This is a genomic window from Citrobacter sp. RHBSTW-00570 (assembly GCF_013739755.1).
In the GTDB taxonomy this organism is placed as follows: domain Bacteria; phylum Pseudomonadota; class Gammaproteobacteria; order Enterobacterales; family Enterobacteriaceae; genus Citrobacter; species Citrobacter braakii.
On record NZ_CP056399.1, the window covers coordinates 714627 to 732749 of the forward strand.

General features: G+C 55.0%; 19 protein-coding genes. 4 read left to right on the forward strand and 15 right to left on the reverse strand.

The features are described 5' to 3' along the window. Positions 1 to 10 precede the first annotated feature (10 nt). The 3 genes from rpoD to rpsU all read right to left on the reverse strand — a co-directional run bounded on the left by rpoD (position 11) and on the right by rpsU (position 4221). Entirely contained in the window at positions 11 to 1855 is a 1845-nt protein-coding gene (gene rpoD, locus HV237_RS03455; RefSeq protein WP_016154549.1) for an RNA polymerase sigma factor RpoD, read from the reverse strand. Between the two features lie 164 nt (positions 1856 to 2019). Continuing rightward, positions 2020 to 3765, reverse strand: a complete 1746-nt coding sequence (dnaG, locus tag HV237_RS03460; RefSeq protein WP_003828467.1) for a DNA primase — start codon at positions 3763 to 3765, stop codon at positions 2020 to 2022. Between the two features lie 240 nt (positions 3766 to 4005). After that, the gene (gene rpsU, locus HV237_RS03465; RefSeq protein ID WP_001144069.1) at positions 4006 to 4221 is read right to left on the reverse strand and encodes a 30S ribosomal protein S21; all 216 of its coding nucleotides are present in this window, start codon (positions 4219 to 4221) and stop codon (positions 4006 to 4008) included. Positions 4222 to 4456: 235 nt separating this feature from the next. On the opposite strand from rpsU, the gene tsaD reads away from it, so the two are divergent. Next, positions 4457 to 5470, forward strand: a complete 1014-nt coding sequence (tsaD, locus tag HV237_RS03470; protein ID WP_003024694.1) for a tRNA (adenosine(37)-N6)-threonylcarbamoyltransferase complex transferase subunit TsaD — start codon at positions 4457 to 4459, stop codon at positions 5468 to 5470. Positions 5471 to 5518: 48 nt separating this feature from the next. Here tsaD and ureG read toward each other — a convergent pair whose 3' ends face one another. The 10 genes from ureG to ttdA all read right to left on the reverse strand — a co-directional run bounded on the left by ureG (position 5519) and on the right by ttdA (position 13594). Then, a complete protein-coding gene (gene ureG / locus HV237_RS03475) occupies positions 5519 to 6136 on the reverse strand; it encodes an urease accessory protein UreG (protein ID WP_016154547.1) in 618 nt (205 codons plus the stop codon). Positions 6137 to 6145: 9 nt separating this feature from the next. Next, on the reverse strand, positions 6146 to 6817 hold the full coding sequence (locus tag HV237_RS03480; protein ID WP_047358659.1) for an urease accessory protein UreF: 672 nt from the start codon (positions 6815 to 6817) through the stop codon (positions 6146 to 6148). Continuing rightward, positions 6817 to 7275 (reverse strand): urease accessory protein UreE, encoded by a 459-nt coding sequence (gene ureE / locus HV237_RS03485; protein ID WP_016157501.1) that lies wholly within the window; start codon positions 7273 to 7275, stop codon positions 6817 to 6819. Before ureE ends, HV237_RS03480 begins: the two co-directional genes overlap by 1 nt. 9 nt (positions 7276 to 7284) lie before the next feature. Continuing rightward, complete coding sequence (ureC, locus tag HV237_RS03490; protein WP_047358658.1) at positions 7285 to 8988, reverse strand: urease subunit alpha; 1704 nt, start codon at positions 8986 to 8988, stop codon at positions 7285 to 7287. Beyond that, complete coding sequence (locus HV237_RS03495; RefSeq protein ID WP_016154543.1) at positions 8981 to 9301, reverse strand: urease subunit beta; 321 nt, start codon at positions 9299 to 9301, stop codon at positions 8981 to 8983. The genes ureC and HV237_RS03495 overlap by 8 nt, the downstream gene beginning before the upstream one ends. A gap of 9 nt (positions 9302 to 9310) precedes the next feature. Continuing rightward, on the reverse strand, positions 9311 to 9613 hold the full coding sequence (locus HV237_RS03500) for an urease subunit gamma (protein ID WP_016154542.1): 303 nt from the start codon (positions 9611 to 9613) through the stop codon (positions 9311 to 9313). Positions 9614 to 9623: 10 nt separating this feature from the next. Continuing rightward, complete coding sequence (locus HV237_RS03505; RefSeq protein WP_200011998.1) at positions 9624 to 10448, reverse strand: urease accessory protein UreD; 825 nt, start codon at positions 10446 to 10448, stop codon at positions 9624 to 9626. A 123-nt stretch (positions 10449 to 10571) separates the two neighbouring features. Further along, entirely contained in the window at positions 10572 to 12035 is a 1464-nt protein-coding gene (locus tag HV237_RS03510; RefSeq protein ID WP_046276256.1) for an anion permease, read from the reverse strand. 48 nt (positions 12036 to 12083) lie between these two features. Continuing rightward, positions 12084 to 12689: a L(+)-tartrate dehydratase subunit beta gene (ttdB, locus tag HV237_RS03515; protein ID WP_016154539.1), complete on the reverse strand. Its 606-nt coding sequence runs from the start codon at positions 12687 to 12689 to the stop codon at positions 12084 to 12086. Next, positions 12686 to 13594, reverse strand: a complete 909-nt coding sequence (gene ttdA, locus HV237_RS03520; RefSeq protein WP_047358656.1) for a L(+)-tartrate dehydratase subunit alpha — start codon at positions 13592 to 13594, stop codon at positions 12686 to 12688. The genes ttdB and ttdA overlap by 4 nt, the downstream gene beginning before the upstream one ends. A 212-nt stretch (positions 13595 to 13806) precedes the next feature. Here ttdA and HV237_RS03525 point away from each other — a divergent pair, with 212 nt between their 5' ends. Beyond that, entirely contained in the window at positions 13807 to 14748 is a 942-nt protein-coding gene (locus HV237_RS03525; RefSeq protein ID WP_047358655.1) for a LysR family transcriptional regulator, read from the forward strand. Positions 14749 to 14779: 31 nt separating this feature from the next. Here HV237_RS03525 and plsY read toward each other — a convergent pair whose 3' ends face one another. Then, positions 14780 to 15397 carry a glycerol-3-phosphate 1-O-acyltransferase PlsY gene (gene plsY, locus HV237_RS03530; protein ID WP_047358671.1) on the reverse strand — a complete coding sequence of 206 codons (618 nt, stop codon included), beginning with the start codon at positions 15395 to 15397 and terminating at the stop codon, positions 14780 to 14782. A gap of 106 nt (positions 15398 to 15503) precedes the next feature. Here plsY and folB point away from each other — a divergent pair, with 106 nt between their 5' ends. Both folB and bacA read left to right on the forward strand, forming a co-directional pair. Next, entirely contained in the window at positions 15504 to 15872 is a 369-nt protein-coding gene (gene folB / locus HV237_RS03535) for a bifunctional dihydroneopterin aldolase/7,8-dihydroneopterin epimerase (protein ID WP_003828442.1), read from the forward strand. 86 nt (positions 15873 to 15958) lie between these two features. After that, a complete protein-coding gene (gene bacA, locus HV237_RS03540; protein ID WP_016154535.1) occupies positions 15959 to 16777 on the forward strand; it encodes an undecaprenyl-diphosphate phosphatase in 819 nt (272 codons plus the stop codon). A gap of 52 nt (positions 16778 to 16829) precedes the next feature. Here the strand turns inward: bacA and HV237_RS03545 are convergent, their stop codons facing one another. Next, entirely contained in the window at positions 16830 to 18065 is a 1236-nt protein-coding gene (locus HV237_RS03545) for a multifunctional CCA addition/repair protein (protein ID WP_047358654.1), read from the reverse strand. Positions 18066 to 18123: the final 58 nt, after the last annotated feature.

Here is an 18123-nt window from a genome sequence, read left to right on the forward strand (position 1 = left end):
TGCGGCGAGATTAATCGTCGAGGAAGCTACGCAGCACTTCAGAGCGGCTCGGGTGGCGCAGTTTACGCAGCGCTTTCGCTTCGATCTGACGGATACGTTCGCGGGTAACGTCGAACTGTTTACCGACTTCTTCCAGCGTGTGGTCGGTATTCATATCGATACCGAAACGCATACGCAGAACTTTTGCTTCACGGGCGGTCAGGCCAGCCAGAACGTCGTGCGTTGCGGCACGCAGGCTCTCGGTGGTAGCAGAATCCAGCGGCAGCTCGAGGGTGGTATCCTCGATGAAATCACCCAGATGCGAATCTTCATCGTCGCCGATCGGCGTTTCCATGGAGATAGGCTCTTTAGCGATCTTCAGCACTTTACGGATCTTGTCTTCCGGCATCAGCATGCGTTCAGCCAGCTCTTCCGGCGTCGGCTCGCGGCCCATCTCTTGCAGCATCTGACGGGAGATACGGTTGAGCTTGTTGATGGTCTCAATCATATGTACCGGGATACGGATGGTACGTGCCTGATCCGCGATCGAGCGGGTGATCGCCTGACGGATCCACCAGGTTGCATAGGTAGAGAACTTGTAACCACGACGGTATTCAAACTTATCAACCGCTTTCATCAGACCGATGTTACCTTCCTGAATCAAATCCAGGAACTGCAGACCACGGTTGGTGTATTTCTTGGCGATAGAGATAACCAGACGTAAGTTCGCTTCAACCATCTCTTTTTTCGCACGGCGGGCTTTCGCTTCACCGATGGACATGCGACGGTTGATGTCTTTAACCTGCTCGATGGTCAGGCCGGTTTCTTCTTCAATCTGCTGCAGTTTCTGCAGTCCGCGGTGAACATCATCTGCCACGTCGTGCAGTTTTTCAGACCACGGTTTGTTCATCGCGATTGCCGCGTTGAACCAGGTTTCGCTGGTTTCGTTGCCAGTGAACAGGGTGATGAAGTTTTTCTTCGGCATTTTGCACTGCTCAACGCAGAGCTTCATGATCAGACGTTCCTGAGTACGCACGCGGTCCATCATGACGCGCATGCTGTTTACCAGGTAGTCGAACTGCTTCGGTACCAGGCGGAACTGTTTGAACACTTCAGACAGCTTCTGAATTTCTTCCTGCGCGGCAGCATGGCTGCGGCCTTTCGCTTTGATGGTGTCGCGAGTGATTTCGTACTGAGTACGCAGTTCACCGAATTTTTCACGCGCTAATTCAGGGTCGATGCTGTTGTCGTCATCGCTGCTGTCGTCGTCATCTTCTTCATCTTCGTCTGCATCGTCATCCATCTCTTCCTGAGAGAGCTCAGAACCGACGTGTGTCGCCGTTGGCGCCATGTCTTCTTCCGCGTTCGGATCGACAAAGCCGGTGATCAGATCGGAAAGACGCGCTTCTTCAGCTTCTACACGATCGTATTGCTCAAGCAGGTAGGTGATGGCTTCCGGGTATTCGGCAACGGAGCATTGAACCTGGTTAATCCCGTCTTCGATGCGTTTAGCGATGTCGATTTCGCCTTCACGGGTTAACAGTTCAACGGTACCCATTTCACGCATGTACATGCGGACCGGGTCAGTTGTACGACCGATTTCGGACTCAACGCTGGACAGAACCTGGGCAGCCGCTTCTTCCGCGTCTTCATCGGTGCTGTTGGAGGTTTCAGCAAGCAGCAGATCATCGGCATCAGGTGCTTCTTCCATCACCTGAATACCCATGTCATTGATCATTTGGATGATGTCTTCGATTTGATCTGAATCGACGATATCTTCCGGCAGATGGTCATTGACCTCGGCATAGGTCAGATAGCCTTGCTCCTTACCACGTTGGACAAGTAGCTTCAGCTGTGACTGCGGGTTTTGCTCCATAAGACGGTATCCACACTTAATTCGTTTGATTGGTGTTGGGCGGTAAAACCGCCAACGGCAAAACGAGGGCATACTTATATTTTGCCGCTGCCTCTCCGTGCGGCTGTCGGGGGCTTCCCGAGCGATATTCGGCAGTTAAGCCGTTAAATACTTTTGTCTTTCTGTTATTTCTTGGCCAGTTCCTGGTTCAGCGTCCAGAGTTCCCGGCGTTCTTCGCTGCTTAAACCGTGTGTGCGCTCACGAGCTATCAACTCTTCCTGGCGCAGCTCAAGCATCGAATCAAACATATGGTTGAGTGAGTCGGTGAAGGTTTTTTCTGCGATATCTTTATCTGCTATATCGTCCCACATCGACAGTTTTTCAAGGGTCGCAGCATCATTTGTGCCACGATAGTGTTCTAAAAGTTGTCCGGTGGTCAGACCTGGCTGAGCCAGACAAGTGTTGACCAGTTCTCTGAATAAGCCAAGTCCAGGCAGTTTATTGCTATCCAGTGCGCCTAACGGCGGAACCAGCGGGGCGAGACCCGGGTTCTGTACCAGCAACCCTATAAGTATACGCATGGTCGTACGTTTTAGCTGTGGAACAGGGCGGGAAGCCCCATTTTCTGCCAGTTTTGGCATTAAACGTTCAAGCTGGCTGTCATCAAGAATGCCGAGCTTGTTTCCCAACTCCTGTCGCAGATAAATGCGTAACGTTTCTCCTGGTACCTGAGTAATCAGCGGTAATGCCAGCGTGCTGAGCTGTGCGCGTCCGTCTGGGGTACTCAAATCCACCTGCGGCAACAGGCTGTTAAATAAAAACGCGGAGAGTGGTAGCGCCTGCTCCATCCGGGCTTCAAAGGCCTCTTTCCCTTCTTTACGCACCAGCGTATCGGGGTCTTCGCCGTCAGGTAAAAACATAAAGCGTAGCTGGCGTCCGTCTGTCATATAGGGCAGTGCGGTTTCCAGCGCGCGCCATGCTGCGTCGCGTCCGGCACGGTCACCGTCGTAACAGCAAATTACGTTGTTCGTCGCGCGGAACAACAACTGGATGTGATCGGCGGTGGTTGACGTCCCAAGGGATGCCACTGCGTAGTTAATGCCGTATTGCGCCAGCGCCACCACATCCATATAGCCTTCTACCACTAACAGGCGCTGCGGATCGGCGTTATCCTGCTGGGCTTCATAAAGGCCATACAGCTGGCGACCTTTATGGAAAATATCGGTTTCCGGGGAGTTGAGATACTTCGGCAGGGCATCGCCCAGCACGCGTCCACCAAAACCAATGACTCGACCACGTTTGTCGCGGATGGGGAACATCACCCGTTCGCGGAAGCGATCGTAACTGCGTCCCTGATCGTTGGTGACCAACATTCCCGCATCGACCAGCGATTTACGATTCTCAGCATTGCCGCCAAACCGTTTCAGGACGTTGTCCCAGCCGGGGGGCGCAAAACCAATAGCAAAACGGGTGATCACGTCGCTACTTAATCCTCGCTTTTCCAGGTACTGGCGCGCGGGGGTAGCGGCGGGTTGCATCAAAGACTGTTGATAAAAAGTGTTCAGGCCGTCCATCAATTGATAAAGGCTTTGCCGTTGATGGCGCTCTATCTGACTAGGGCCACTGCCTGCTTCATAGGGCACTTCAAGGTTGTGCATTGCGGCCAGTTCTTCGACGGTTTCCACAAACTCGAGCTTGTCGTAGTTCATGAGAAAGTCGACGGCGTTGCCATGTGCGCCACACCCAAAGCAGTGATAAAACTGTTTCTCACCGTTTACGGTGAAAGAGGGGGTTTTTTCGTTATGGAACGGACAGCACGCGTGATAATTTTTGCCCTGCTTCTTCAGCTTTACCCGCGCGTCGATGAGATCGACAATGTCGGTTCTTGCCAGCAGGTCATTTATAAATACGCGTGGAATTCGTCCAGCCATATGCCCCGTTTATTTTTTTATGACTTATATACACAAAATCATTCAAGATGCTTCAATACGGCAAGGGAGCGAATCCTCAGGAGCGTACATCAGTACGTGACTGGAGGGAACGACTGCAGCCAACGCAGAGGCAGCTTGAATGATGACGCGTATAAACGAAAACAAGCCGCGCATTCCTTCCGGAAGCACGGCCTTACAACTACAACTCTGTCTGAATTGAGAGCCTTGGCTCTCAATGGATTAGTACAGACGAGTACGGCGTGCGTTTTCGCGAGCCAGTTTCTTCGCGTGACGTTTCACAGCAGAAGCTTTAGCGCGCTTACGTTCAGTAGTCGGTTTTTCATAGAACTCACGACGACGAACTTCCGCCAGAACACCTGCTTTTTCGCATGAACGCTTGAAGCGACGCAGTGCTACGTCGAACGGCTCGTTTTCACGTACTTTAATTACCGGCATGTAACTCTCACCTTTATAAATTCGGTTTGCCGCTGGCATCAACGCCAGCTTATTTCAAAATGGTGCGGAATTTTACTGCAATTGCTGCTGCTTTGTAAAGCACCGACGCGATTTTGAAAGGGACTTTTATAAGGATAAGGAGTATACACGAGCGGAACTCCTGGGGCGAACAAAGTTTTACATCAACCCGCATTGGTCCTACACTGCGCGGTAATAGAGCGAGGTAAAACAAGTCATGCGTGTACTGGGTATTGAAACATCCTGCGATGAAACCGGCATCGCCATTTACGACGATGAAAAAGGTCTTTTAGCCAACCAATTGTATAGTCAGGTGAAATTACACGCTGACTACGGCGGCGTAGTGCCAGAACTGGCCTCGCGCGATCACGTACGTAAAACCGTACCGCTGATCCAGGCCGCGCTGAAAGAAGCGGGACTGACGGCAAAAGAGATTGATGCGGTGGCGTATACCGCAGGTCCTGGTCTGGTTGGCGCGCTGCTGGTCGGCGCAACCGTAGGACGTTCGCTGGCGTTCGCCTGGGGCGTACCGGCAATTCCTGTACACCATATGGAAGGGCATCTGCTGGCACCGATGCTGGAAGATAATCCCCCTGCTTTCCCGTTCGTTGCGCTGCTGGTTTCCGGCGGTCACACGCAACTGATCAGCGTCACCGGTATTGGGCAGTATGAATTGCTGGGTGAATCGATAGATGATGCCGCTGGTGAAGCGTTCGATAAAACGGCCAAGCTGCTGGGGCTGGATTATCCTGGCGGCCCAATGCTGTCAAAGCTTGCATCGCAAGGCGTTGAAAAACGCTTTGTCTTCCCGCGCCCGATGACCGACCGTCCGGGTCTGGATTTCAGCTTCTCCGGCCTGAAAACTTTCGCCGCGAATACCATTCGTAATAACGAAAATGACGATCAGACGCGTGCAGATATCGCCCGTGCGTTTGAAGATGCTGTGGTTGATACGCTGATGATCAAGTGTAAACGCGCGCTGGATCAAACCGGTTTTAAACGTCTGGTGATGGCGGGGGGCGTGAGCGCTAACCGTACGCTGCGTGCAAAACTGGCCGAGATGATGCAAAAGCGTCGTGGCGAAGTGTTTTACGCGCGTCCGGAATTTTGCACCGATAACGGGGCGATGATCGCCTACGCGGGCATGGTGCGTTTTAAAGCGGGTGCAACGGCGGATCTTGGCGTGACCGTGCGTCCTCGCTGGCCGCTGGCGGAATTACCGGCGGCATAAGCACATAATATTGTAGGCCCGGTAAGCGTAGCGCCACCGGGCAATACTCTACTCCCGCAGCATCCCTTTCTCTTCCAGAAACGCGATAATTTTTTCCAGACCTTCTCCGGATTTTAAATTACTAAACGTCCACGGACGCTCGCCGCGCATGCGTAGGGTATCGCGCTCCATCACCTCCAGCGAGGCGCCCACGTAAGGGGCCAGATCGGTTTTATTGATCACCAGAAAATCAGATTTGGTGATCCCCGGGCCACCCTTACGCGGGATCTTCTCACCTTCGGCAACGTCGATCACATAGATCGTCAGATCCGCTAATTCCGGGCTGAAGGTGGCGCTCAGGTTATCGCCGCCGCTTTCCACAAAAATCAGATCCAGATTGCCGAATTTCTCGCTCAGCGCCTCTACGGCGGCCAGATTCATCGACGCATCTTCACGGATAGCGGTATGCGGGCAACCGCCGGTTTCCACGCCGACGATCCTGTCTGGCTCCAGTGCGCCAGCCTCGGTGAGAATGCGCTGATCTTCTTTGGTATAGATATCGTTGGTCACCACCGCCAGTTGATAGCTGCTGCGCATGGATTTGCATAACGCTTCCAGCAGCGCCGTTTTGCCGGAGCCAACCGGGCCGCCAACGCCCACGCGCAGGGGATGCTTGTTGTTACTCATTTTTTCTCCTCAGGAGCGGAATAATCGGGAATATTGGGTTTCATGCCGGGCAGATGCGATGGCCGCCAACGGCGTTGCTGAGCCGAGGCTGGCGTCAGGACACGCCAGCGCCTGTGCCAGACCTTGCGCATACCGATTGCAGAGCGCAATGATCAAACGCTGGGCCGCCTGCTGCCCAAAAGGGACCAGTTTGACGCCAGCCATCACTGCGCTCTCAATCCAGCTGTAGCCGAGGCTTAATGCCAGCTCCGTCAGGGGGATTTTCCAGCGCACGCCCAGCCAGGCCATACCGCAGAGTTGGCTGTCGACAAAGAGCGCGCGCCACTCCCGCGAGCAATCTGCTTCCCAGTCGGTGACCAGCCGCGTAAACGCCGCGCCCCGACTGCGTTCTTCATCCCGTAGTTCGCGGGTTTCCCGACAGGCCAACAGGTAAGCGATCCAGCGGCGTGCTGCAGCGAGATCGTCCTGCTCGCAGGCGCGATACAGTCTCGCCAGTAGCGGTAGGTCGACGGTAAAGAAGTTCTGCTCCATCTGCTGGATTTGCCAGTCAGAGAAGTCATCGGCGCTTTTCACCCAGCCGATTTCAACCGCCCACTCCAGACCCTGGGACCAGGTAAACGACCCCACCGGGAGAGCGCTGCTGGCGAGCTGCATCAGACGCAGCTGTTGGATGTTATGCATCAGTGCGCATGGGCGTGATGATGCCCGTGTGATTCACTGGCATAAGCGCCTGCTTCCGGTTCAAACGGTAGTTGAGCAAACGTCACCTCCAGGCTGAACTGGCGCAACATGGCGTCCAGCACATGATCGTGATGGTAGCGCAACTCATCCGGCAGAATTTGCAGCGGAACGTGGCGATTGCCGAGGTGATAACAGGCTTTGGCGAGCAGGAAAGGATCGGCGCAGCGCACCACGGAAACTGACTCCGGCGCGGCGATCACTTCGATCACCTCGCTGCCATCTTCGGTGGTCAGCAGGTCACCACTGCGTAACAGCAAACCGCGCGGAAGCATTAGCCCGGCTTCGCGACCGTCGTTCAACGTCACTCTGGCACGGCTTTTTACTCGAATATCAATGGGTAGCGTGACGCTTGCGGTGACGCGGTGGGCGTGGTCAAGGCGTTGGGTCAGGTAGATCATCGTCACTCCTCAAAACAGGAAATAGCGTTGCGCCATCGGCAAAACGTCTGCCGGTTCGCTGGTGATTAGTTCGCCATCAATGCGCACCTCATAAGTCTGAGCATCGACGGTAATATTGGGTTGCAGGCCGTTGTGGATCATGTCGGCCTTTTTCACCGTCCGACAGCCTTTGACGACGGCGATGGCGCTTTGCAAATTGAGCTGCTGCGGGATGTTTTGCGCGTTAGCGGCCTGCGAAATAAAGGTCAGCCGAGTACGATGCCGCGCCGCGCCAAGTGCGCCGAACATCATGCGGTAATGCACCGGCTGCGGGGTGGGGATCGAGGCGTTGATATCGCCCATCGGCGCACAGGCGATCATCCCGCCCTTTACGATCGTCGCTGGTTTTACGCCAAAAAAGGCTGGGGACCACAGCACCAGATCGGCCAGTTTGCCAGGCTCAACGGAGCCAACTTCGTGGGCGATGCCGTGGGTTAGCGCCGGGTTGATCGTGTATTTGGCGACGTAGCGTTTAACGCGCTGGTTGTCGTTGTCGCCTGTTTCTTCTGCCAGCGGACCACGCTGAACCTTCATGCGGTGCGACACCTGCCAGGTGCGCAGGATCACTTCGCCCACGCGCCCCATCGCCTGTGAATCGGACGAGGTCAGGGAAAACGCGCCAATGTCATGCAGCACATCTTCGGCAGCGATCGTTTCCCGGCGAATGCGTGATTCGGCAAAGGCCACGTCTTCGGCGATATCCGGATCGAGGTGGTGGCAAACCATCAGCATGTCGAGATGCTCGTCGATGGTGTTGACGGTATAGGGCAGCGTCGGGTTAGTGGAGGAGGGCAGAATATTTGGATGCGCGCAGGCGGTGATGATATCCGGCGCATGGCCGCCGCCCGCGCCTTCGGTGTGGAAAGTATGAATGGTGCGATCGCCAATCGCCGCCAGCGTATCTTCAACGAAACCGGACTCATTGAGCGTATCGCTGTGCAGCGCCACCTGGATATCCATCTCCTCTGCCACTTCCAGGGAACAGTTGATGGCGGCTGGCGTAGCGCCCCAATCTTCATGGATTTTCAGGCCAATGGCGCCCGCGGTGATTTGCTCGCGCAGGGCGTCAGGGTTTGAGCCGTTGCCTTTACCCAGCAAACCGATGTTAACCGGCAAGGCGTCTGCCGCCTGCAGCATGCGCGCGATGTACCACGGACCCGGCGTGCAGGTGGTGGCGTTAGTTCCTGCTGCCGGGCCGGTGCCGCCGCCGATCATCGTCGTTACGCCGGAAACCAGCGCCTCCTGTGCCTGCTGTGGGCAGATCCAGTGAATATGCGTATCCACGCCGCCCGCGGTGACGATCTTGCCTTCCCCGGCGATGACTTCAGTTCCCACGCCTATCGGGATCGTGACGTCGGGCTGAATATCGGGATTACCCGCTTTGCCGATGGCGAAGATCCTGGCGTCCTTGATGCCGATATCCGCTTTCACGATCCCCCAGTGATCGACGATCAGGGCGTTGGTTATCACCAGATCCACACACGCTTGCGCGCGCATTTGTCCCTGACCCATGCCGTCGCGGATCACTTTCCCGCCGCCGAATTTGACCTCTTCGCCGTAGGTGGTGAAGTCTTTTTCCACCTCAATCCACAGGTCGGTATCAGCCAGACGTACCTTATCGCCGGTGGTTGGGCCAAACATGTCGGCGTACGCCTGCCGTGAAATTTCACTCATCATTTGCCTCCAGTGCGCCCATCACTTCGCTGCGAAAACCCACGATCCTTTGTGCGCCAGCGACGCGCACCAGTTCGACTTCGCGTTTTTGTCCCGGCTCAAAACGTACCGCCGTACCCGCAGGAATGTTTAGACGAAAGCCGCGTGCAGCACGCCTGTCAAAGCGCAGCGCCGGGTTCACCTCGGAAAAGTGATAGTGCGAGCCCACCTGGATGGGTCTGTCGCCATGATTTTCCACCACGATCGTACAGGTTTCTCGCCCCTGATTGAGCGCGATATTGCCTTTGGCTATCTGATATTCACCAGGGATCATTGCCGCTCCTTAAACGATCGGGTTGTGGACGGTGACCAGCTTTGATCCGTCCGGAAACGTCGCTTCAACCTGAATATCTGGGATCATCTCCGGAACGCCTTCCATCACCTGATCGCGGCGCAGGACGTGACGCCCGTCTTCCATCAGCGAGGCCACGGTTTGACCATCGCGTGCCCCTTCCATGATGAAAGCGCTAATTAGCGCCACCGATTCCGGATAGTTCAGCTTCAGCCCGCGGGCCAGGCGACGTTCTGCCACCAGCGCGGCGGTAAACAGCAACAGCTTGTCTTTTTCTCTGGGGGTCAGTTCCATACGGGGTCTCTTAGGTTTGCCAGATTCGCGGTAGTACGGGCGGTTTGTGTGTCAAAAGCGGGCGCAGAAATTGCCAGATGTCACGCATAACGCGCTGAACAATCAGGTTGTCGTCGGCAAGAAAGCGGATCGTCAGCAGTGAGTCGTTAAGCGTTGCCCCGGCGTAATCGCCAAGCGGCGTCAGCCGCTCGCGCGTGCCTTCCAGCATGTTTTCAGTGGCCGGATAACACAGCAACGTGCCGACCCAGGGATGGTGCGCGACGCCGCTCAGCTCCCCCTTCTGCAACTGCAAGCGCTCTATCAGCAGCGGCTGCCCATTTCGCCACACTTCCAGACGGTTTTGCAGCGTGCCGTGGCTGAAGGACTCCTGCATAACCGGTCGCCCAAGGCACAGCAGATCCCAGGCCAGCAGTCGGCTCTCCGACGCGATGTGAAAGACGGACTGGATAGTGGCGTTGGCGCCAGGAAAGAGGATCGTATCCTGGGGGAGCCACTCCAGCGTGGCGTGCGGCGCGAGCGTGAAATGTTGGCGCAGCAACGCCTGCGGCCCACCGCTGCGATAAAACTTTCCCGCGCCGGGCTGGGTGATTAACGCATGGCTGTTTTCGTTGAGAGTTACGGCAATGTGTAGTTCATCCCCGCCGACGATCCCCGCGGGTGGATGAAGCAAATAGAGGTGGCAGACGTCCTCTTCCGGGTAAAACGGGCGCTGAACCGTCAATGGACCATGATGACGCGCCGAGGCGAGCACCGTGTTGTGCCCAGTGCGGGTGAAATGCAGATCCAGTTCGGCCTGCCAGCCCCGTGTGAGTGTCTCGTGCGCAACCGTGTCCAGAGCGTTTCCCTTATCAGCATGAGGGTGTTTGCATACAAAAAAGTATGCCTCAGCACATCGGGAAATCGATCATATGAGAAGCTTATGGATGAAGGGGCGACAATATGCCGCCCCAATGGGGTTTTACAGTAAAACGAGGGGCATCCAGACCAGACCGGTAATCACTAGTAGCACAAGGAAAATCAGGCCAAAAATAGCACCGAGTCGCCAGTAATCCACCGTCGGCAAATAGCCGCTGCCGTAGTAGATAGGGCTAGGACCGGTGGCATACGGAGTCAGAATGCTGCCGAGACCAATGGCTGCGCCGACCATCAGGCAGAAGACCGGGAGTGGGATTTCCGGCATCGCCAGCGCGGCGGCAATCATCATCGGTGCTAGGGCGGAGGTATACGCCGTGGCGCTGGCAAAGAAGTAGCGCAGCAAATAGAACACCACAATGAGCGCCACCATCACCATCATCGGCGAATAGCCGCTCAACCCGTTTGCCAGCAGCTTGCCGAACCAGGTAATAAAACCGGTGTTATTGAGCCCGGTCGCCAGCGTTATCAGCGAGGCCAGCCAGAAAAAGACGTTCCACGCGGCTTTATTACTGACGATGTCATCCCAGCTAATGATGCGCAGTACCAGCATCAACGCCACTACGCTGTATCCGACCATCGCAGCGTCAATGTAATCGCCGCCGAAGATCCACAGCACCAGTGCGCCGACCATCAGCACCAACATCTTTTTCTCGCGTGCGCAGAGCGGTCCCATTGCTTTTAGCTCTGTATCCGCCCAGCGCGGAACCTGATCGCCGGATTTCAGCACCGGTGGATACAACACGTACGCCAGCCAGGGCACAATCAGCACCAGTAAAATACTCAGCGGCAGCATGCCTAAGAACCAGTCGCCCCAGCTCAGCGCCGTGTGGGACGCGCCTTTCATCAGGCCGATTAACAGCAGGTTCGGCGCCATCGCCGTTAAGAAAATGGCGCTGGTGACGCAGTCGGCGACAATGCCCATCCACATAATGTACGAGCCAATGGAGCGAGAACTGGCGCTATTGGGCTGCGAGTTATACAGCGGCGGCAGGTTGCGGATAATCGGGTAGATTATTCCGGCCCCGCGCGCGGAGTTGGATGGCGTGACGGGAGCGAGGATAAGTTCAGAGAACATCACCGCATAGCCAAGAAATAGCGTCCGGTGCCCCATCTTTTTCACCAGCATCAGCGCGATACGTCGACCGAGCCCGGTTTTCTCATAGCCGGTACCAAACATAAAGGCCGCGAAGATAAGCCAGATTACCGAGTTTGAAAAACCTGATACCGCCCATGACAGCGATTTGGCGGTAAATTTAAAACCGTCCTGCGCGAGTTGCTCCGGGCTGAACAGCAGCCACGGTGAAAGGACGGCGATGATCGAAATGCCAATCATCGCTACCACCGCGCCCGGTACAGGTTCCAGAATAAGGCCCACAATCACACCGGTAAAGACGGCAAAATAGAGCCAGGTGTGGTTCTCAAGACCGTTGGGGACGGGCAGTACAGCAATAATGGCGATGACCACCAGCGGAGCCAGGTATCGCCACCAACCAGCTAAAGGTGCCATTGTTGTATCCCTACGAAAAGGGAGAGGCGCAGCGCCTCTCCGGGAGGGTTATTTGATGTAGTGCACGTGCTCGCAGATTTCATCGACGATAGGATCGCGACGTTCAGCGAACAGCTTTTTGTTTTCGGCGATCAGGTTATTGCCGTGGGTATCGATGGAAACGATCAGCGGGCCGAACTCTTTCACCCGACATACCCACAGGGATTCCGGCATGCCAAGTTCGGTCCAGTGTACCTCTTCGATCTCTTCAACCTGGGTTGCCGCCACGACCGCACAACCTGCCGGGAAGATTACGTGCAGCGCTTTAAACTGTTTGCAGCCTGCTTCCGTTAGCGGTCCCATGCCGCCCTTGCCGACCACCAGTTTGACGCCCGTCTGCTCGATAAAGTCTTTCTCAAACGCTTCCATACGCATGCTGGTGGTTGGGCCAACGGAGACCATCTCCCATTTTTCACCGTTCTTACGTACGATGGGCCCCGCGTGGAAAATGGCTTTGCCGTTCAGGTCATAAGGAATCGGGCGCTTCAGTTCGATCAGGCGGCGGTGACACACGTCACGACAGGTCACCAGCGTACCGGTCAGGTAGATGACATCGCCAACGCGAATGTCGGCCAGATCTTCGGCTTTGATCGGGGTTGTGAGGATCTTTTTCATAACGCGCTCCGGGTGTGAGACAGGTTTTCGAAGGAGAGGTCAGCATGAACCAACAGCGTGCCGCGACGGTGTGCCCAGCAGCCGGTAGAAACGGCAACGCCGATAGTCGACGGATGGCGTGCGGCGGATTCGATATGCACGCCCATCACCGAGCTATTCCCGGTCAACCCTTGCGGGCCAATGCCCAGACGGTTCAGCCCTTCTTCAAGACGCAGTTCCAGTTCGGCCGCTTTTGGATTCGGATGACGTGATCCGATAGGACGTAGCACCGCTTTACGAGAAAGGACGGCGGCGGTTTCCACGGAGGTGGCAATACCTACGCCCACCAGCACCGGCGGGCAAGCGTTGACTGCCAACGTGGAGATATTTTCGAAGACAAATTTCACCACGCCCTCGTAGCCTTCAGAAGGCATTAACACTTTTGAACGTCCCGGCAGCGTACAACCGCCGCCTGCCATGTAGACTTCGATTTCCGCGTCGTCGTTATCAGGGATGATGTCCCAGGTGACCCACGGCACACCGGTACCGGTATTTTTGCCGGTATTCACTTCGTCAAAAATCTCGACCGCGTTATGGCGCAGCGGCGCTTTTACCGTGGCGTCTTCAACGGCCTGTTTCAGGATGCTTTGCAGTTCGCCCAGCAGCGGAAAACGGGAGCCGACCTTCACAAAGAACATAATCTCGCCGGTGTCCTGACAGGCCGGACGGTTCAGGTCGATAGCTTTCTGCATGTTGTCAAACATGGTGTGGTAGATGATTTTACCCATCGGCGAAGTTTCGCCTTCACGCAGCTGTGTTAATTTATCTACGACGTCGTCAGGCATGCGGGTAGAAATCATGGCGGTAAAATCGGCGACAATGTTTGTCAGCGTAGTTATCGCATTTTGGTTATTTTGATTGCTCATCTTGTTAACTCCAGTTCTTTTATTTATCTGGAAATAAATTCTCCGCCACAAACTACCACTAAAAATGTGGGTTTATATTATTTGCCACTGTGAATATCCAATTAACAGATCGTGAATGATGTTCAGATAAGCAATAAAAATTGCGCAAAGGCAGGGTTTAATACGCATGAGGGAATTACACTGCGGTTAACAACTTTACGGATATACCTATCATGCTGAACACGTATCCCCTCGCGAAAGACCTGCAGGTCCTGGTTGAAATTGTTCATAGCGGCAGCTTCAGTGCCGCCGCCGCGGCGCTGGGCCAAACACCCGCGTTTGTGACGAAACGCATTCAGATCCTTGAGTCCACGCTGGGGACGACGCTGCTAAGCCGCTCCGCGCGCGGCGTGATACTCACGGAGAGTGGTCAACGTTGTTATGAACATGCGCAGGCTATTCTTGCGGGCTATCAGCATCTGGTCGATGACGTCACGCAACTCAAAACGCGCCCGGCAGGGATGATTCGTATCGGCTGTAGCTTTGGCTTTGGGCGCAGTTATATTGCACCGGCTATTACCGAACTGATGCATAGCTATCCTGAATTACAGGTGCATTTTGAACTTTATGATCGGCAAATTGATTTGGCGCAGGATAATATCGATTTGGATATTCGTATTAATGACGAGATTCCGGATTATTATATTGCGCATTTGTTAACGAAAAATAGAAGAATATTATGTGCAGCGCCGACGTATTTACAAAAATACGGTGAGCCGACAACGCTGCAGGAATTAAGTCGTCATGATTGCCTGGTCACTAAAGAACGCGATATGACCCACGGGGTGTGGGAGCTGGATAACGGCCAGGAGAAAAAGTCGGTCAAGGTGGCGGGACATCTTTCCTCTAACAGCGGCGAGATTGTGTTGCAGTGGGCGCTACAGGGAAAAGGGATTATGCTGCGTTCCGAATGGGACCTGCAGCCGTTTCTGGCAAGCGGTGAACTGGTGCGCGTGCTGCCGGACTATGCGCAAAGCGCCAATATCTGGGCGGTTTATCAGGAGCCGCTGTATCGCAGCGTGAAGCTTCGGGTGTGCGTGGAGTTTCTGGCGACGTGGTGCCAGAACCGATTAGGCAAACCGGTAGAGGGGTATCACATTCCCCACGCCGGATAAGACGCTGTTGCGTCGCTATCCGACATTAAAATCACTCTGGGTCTCTTTCGCGTTTTTTCTTCAGCTTGGTCCAGATCTTTGGCTCCTGACGACGCCACAGACGCTGAATGTTGTCATGGTGGCGTAACAGAATTAAGCACGACAGCATGGACACCGGGAAAGTGAACTGGGGATTGAACCACCAGACGTAAAAGGGGGCGATCAGCGCGCTGACGATAGCGCCTAATGATGAATAGCCGCTTAATAAGACGGTCAGCAGCCAGGTTCCGGCCATCACGCCGGTTAAGTCCCAACCAATCGGCGCAATTGCGCCAAAGGCGGTGGCAACGCCTTTCCCACCTTTAAAGCCGAAGAAGACCGGCCAAATGTGACCCAGACAGGCGGCGATCGCGATCAATCCCAGCCAGAAGGGGCTAATGCCTAGCACATAGGCACCCCAGACGGGTAACATACCTTTCAGGACGTCGAAAATTAGCACCGCGACGGCGGCTCCTTTGCCACCGATGCGCAATACGTTTGTCGCGCCCGGATTCCCAGATCCGCTGTCACGCGGGTCCGGTAATCCAGCAAGGCGGCATACCAGAATAGCACTGGAAATTGAGCCACAGAGGTACGCGAAGATAATCATTCCAGGCGCGATTGCACTCATAAGCTGTTCCGTTTTGAAAATGTCGTGTAAAACGCTACTTCTGTGGATAATACGCATATTTCGCCGGAAGTGGTATCCGGGTTAGCCAAAAAGCAGGCAGGTCGTGATGGATATTGTATTTATAGAGCAACTTTCTGTAATCACCACTATTGGTGTTTACGACTGGGAACAAACGATCGAACAACAGTTGGTGTTCGATATCGAAATGGCGTGGGACAACCGTAAATCGGCTAAAAGCGATGATGTGGCTGATTGCCTGAGCTATGCTGATATTGCTCAAACGGTTGTTAATCATGTGGAAGGCGGGCGCTTTGCGCTGGTCGAACGCGTGGCGGAAGAAGTGGCGGATCTGCTGCTGAGCCGTTTTAATTCTCCATGGGTGCGGATCAAACTCAGTAAACCTGGCGCGGTTGCCCGTGCGGCGAACGTCGGGGTTATCATTGAGCGTGGCAATAATCTGAAAGAAAATAATTAACTTAATAATATCTAAACCAAACGGGTATAAAAGGGTCTTTATGTCGGCTCGTTTTCGCCGTGGTTTCTCTATCTAGAGGTTCATTAATGAGTGATATGCACTCGCTGCTGGTGGCGGCAATTTTGGGTGTGGTCGAAGGATTGACGGAGTTTTTACCCGTTTCCAGTACCGGCCATATGATTATTGTTGGCCACTTGTTGGGTTTTGAGGGTGACACCGCAAAAACATTTGAGGTGGTAATCCAGTTGGGCTCTATCCTGGCGGTCGTGGTGATGTTCTGGCGACGCCTGTTTGGCCTGATTGGCATTCACTTCGGTAAGGTCCCACATGAAGGCACTGGCAAAGGTCGGCTGACGCTGGGCCATATCCTGTTGGGGATGGTTCCTGCCGTCGTACTGGGACTGATTTTCCACGACATCATCAAATCGCTGTTTAACCCGATCAACGTGATGTATGCGCTGGTGGTAGGGGGCGTGCTGCTGATTGCCGCAGAATGCCTGAAGCCGAAAGAGCCGCGTGCGCCGGGTCTGGATGATATGACTTATCGCCAGGCGTTTATGATTGGCTGTTTCCAGTGTCTGGCGCTGTGGCCGGGTTTTTCTCGTTCCGGGGCGACGATTTCTGGCGGTATGCTGATGGGAGTAAGCCGTTACGCGGCCTCCGAATTCTCCTTCCTGCTGGCCGTGCCGATGATGATGGGCGCAACGGCGCTGGATCTCTACAAAAGCTGGACGTTCCTCAGCGCATCAGATATTCCGATGTTTGCAGTTGGTTTCGTGACGGCGTTTATCGTGGCGTTGGTGGCGATCAAAACCTTCCTACAGCTGATTAAGCGCATCTCGTTTATTCCGTTTGCGATTTACCGCTTTATTGTGGCGGCTGCCGTTTACGTCGTGTTCTTCTGATTTTACTAGCTTGCCGGATAGCGGCGTTAACGCTTATCCGGCAATGCACTGTCTACGCTTTCGGGCAACGTTGTTCTTTCCAGTCGGCTACCGCCGCGATACGACGCCGGGTCAGTTCCTCGCGAATAGCCTGACCTTTGAATCCCGCCTCAACGACGTCTTTCGTTGGTACCGCCTGCGCAACCTGCCAGGCTTCACGCAACAGCCTGCCTTGCGGATAATCCGCCGCTTCAAAACCGGTTCGCCCACGCACGTCGGCCTCGCTGGTCAGGGCGATTTGCTCCACGCGCTGCGGTTTGCGCCAGGCATCGATGGAATCAAACAGCTTAACGATGGTTTTCGGCTGCAGGATCGGGAAGGTATGAATGAGGTCGTGGAACTCGGCTACCAGTTTGGCTAAATCACGGATGTCATTCGGCACGCGCAGGCGTTGGCACAGTTGCTCGACCAGCTTCACGCCAGCCGGACCGTGACCGTGGTGGCGTGGCCACAGCGCTTTTGGCGTCAATGCCTTGCCAAGATCGTGGCACAGCGTGGCGAAACGCACGTCGACCTCCGGACTTAACATGGCCGCCATCGACAGCGTCATCAGCGTGTGAATACCGGTATCAATTTCCGGGTGCCATTGCGCGGGCGCGGGAACGCCAAACAGGGCATCTACTTCCGGAAACAGGACATGCAGTGCGCCGCAGTCGCGCAGGACCTGAAAAAAAACCTGTGGGTTACGGGTGGTTAAAGCACCTTCTGTTTCTTTCCACACTCGCTCTGGCGTCAGGTGCTCCAGTTCCCCTGCGGCGTTCATATCGCGCATCAGCGTCATGGTTTCTTCAGCGATACGAAAACCGAGGTGCGCATAGCGGGCAGCAAAGCGCGCCACGCGCAGCACGCGCAATGGATCTTCGCTAAAGGCGGGGGACACATGGCGTAGCAGACGGTTTTCCAGATCGTCGCGTCCGTTATACGGATCGATAATCTCGCCGTCGTCATCGCGGGCCATTGCGTTGATGGTCAGATCGCGACGCTGAAGATCGGCCTCCAGCGTCACATCCGGCGCGGCGTAGCAGGTGAATCCGGTATACCCCGAGCCTGATTTGCGTTCGGTACGCGCCAACGCATACTCTTCCCGGGTTTGCGGATGCAGAAACACGGGAAAATCTCGGCCTACCTGCTGGTAGCCCGCGTCAAGCATCTCTTGCGGCGTGGCGCCGACAACAACCCAATCTTTATCTTTAATCGGTAGCCCTAATAACGCATCCCGAACAGCACCACCGACCAGATAAATCTTCACGCCACTTTCCTTTTGAAATTATGATCCCTTAATCATATGTCAGTGTGGCGGAGAAGGC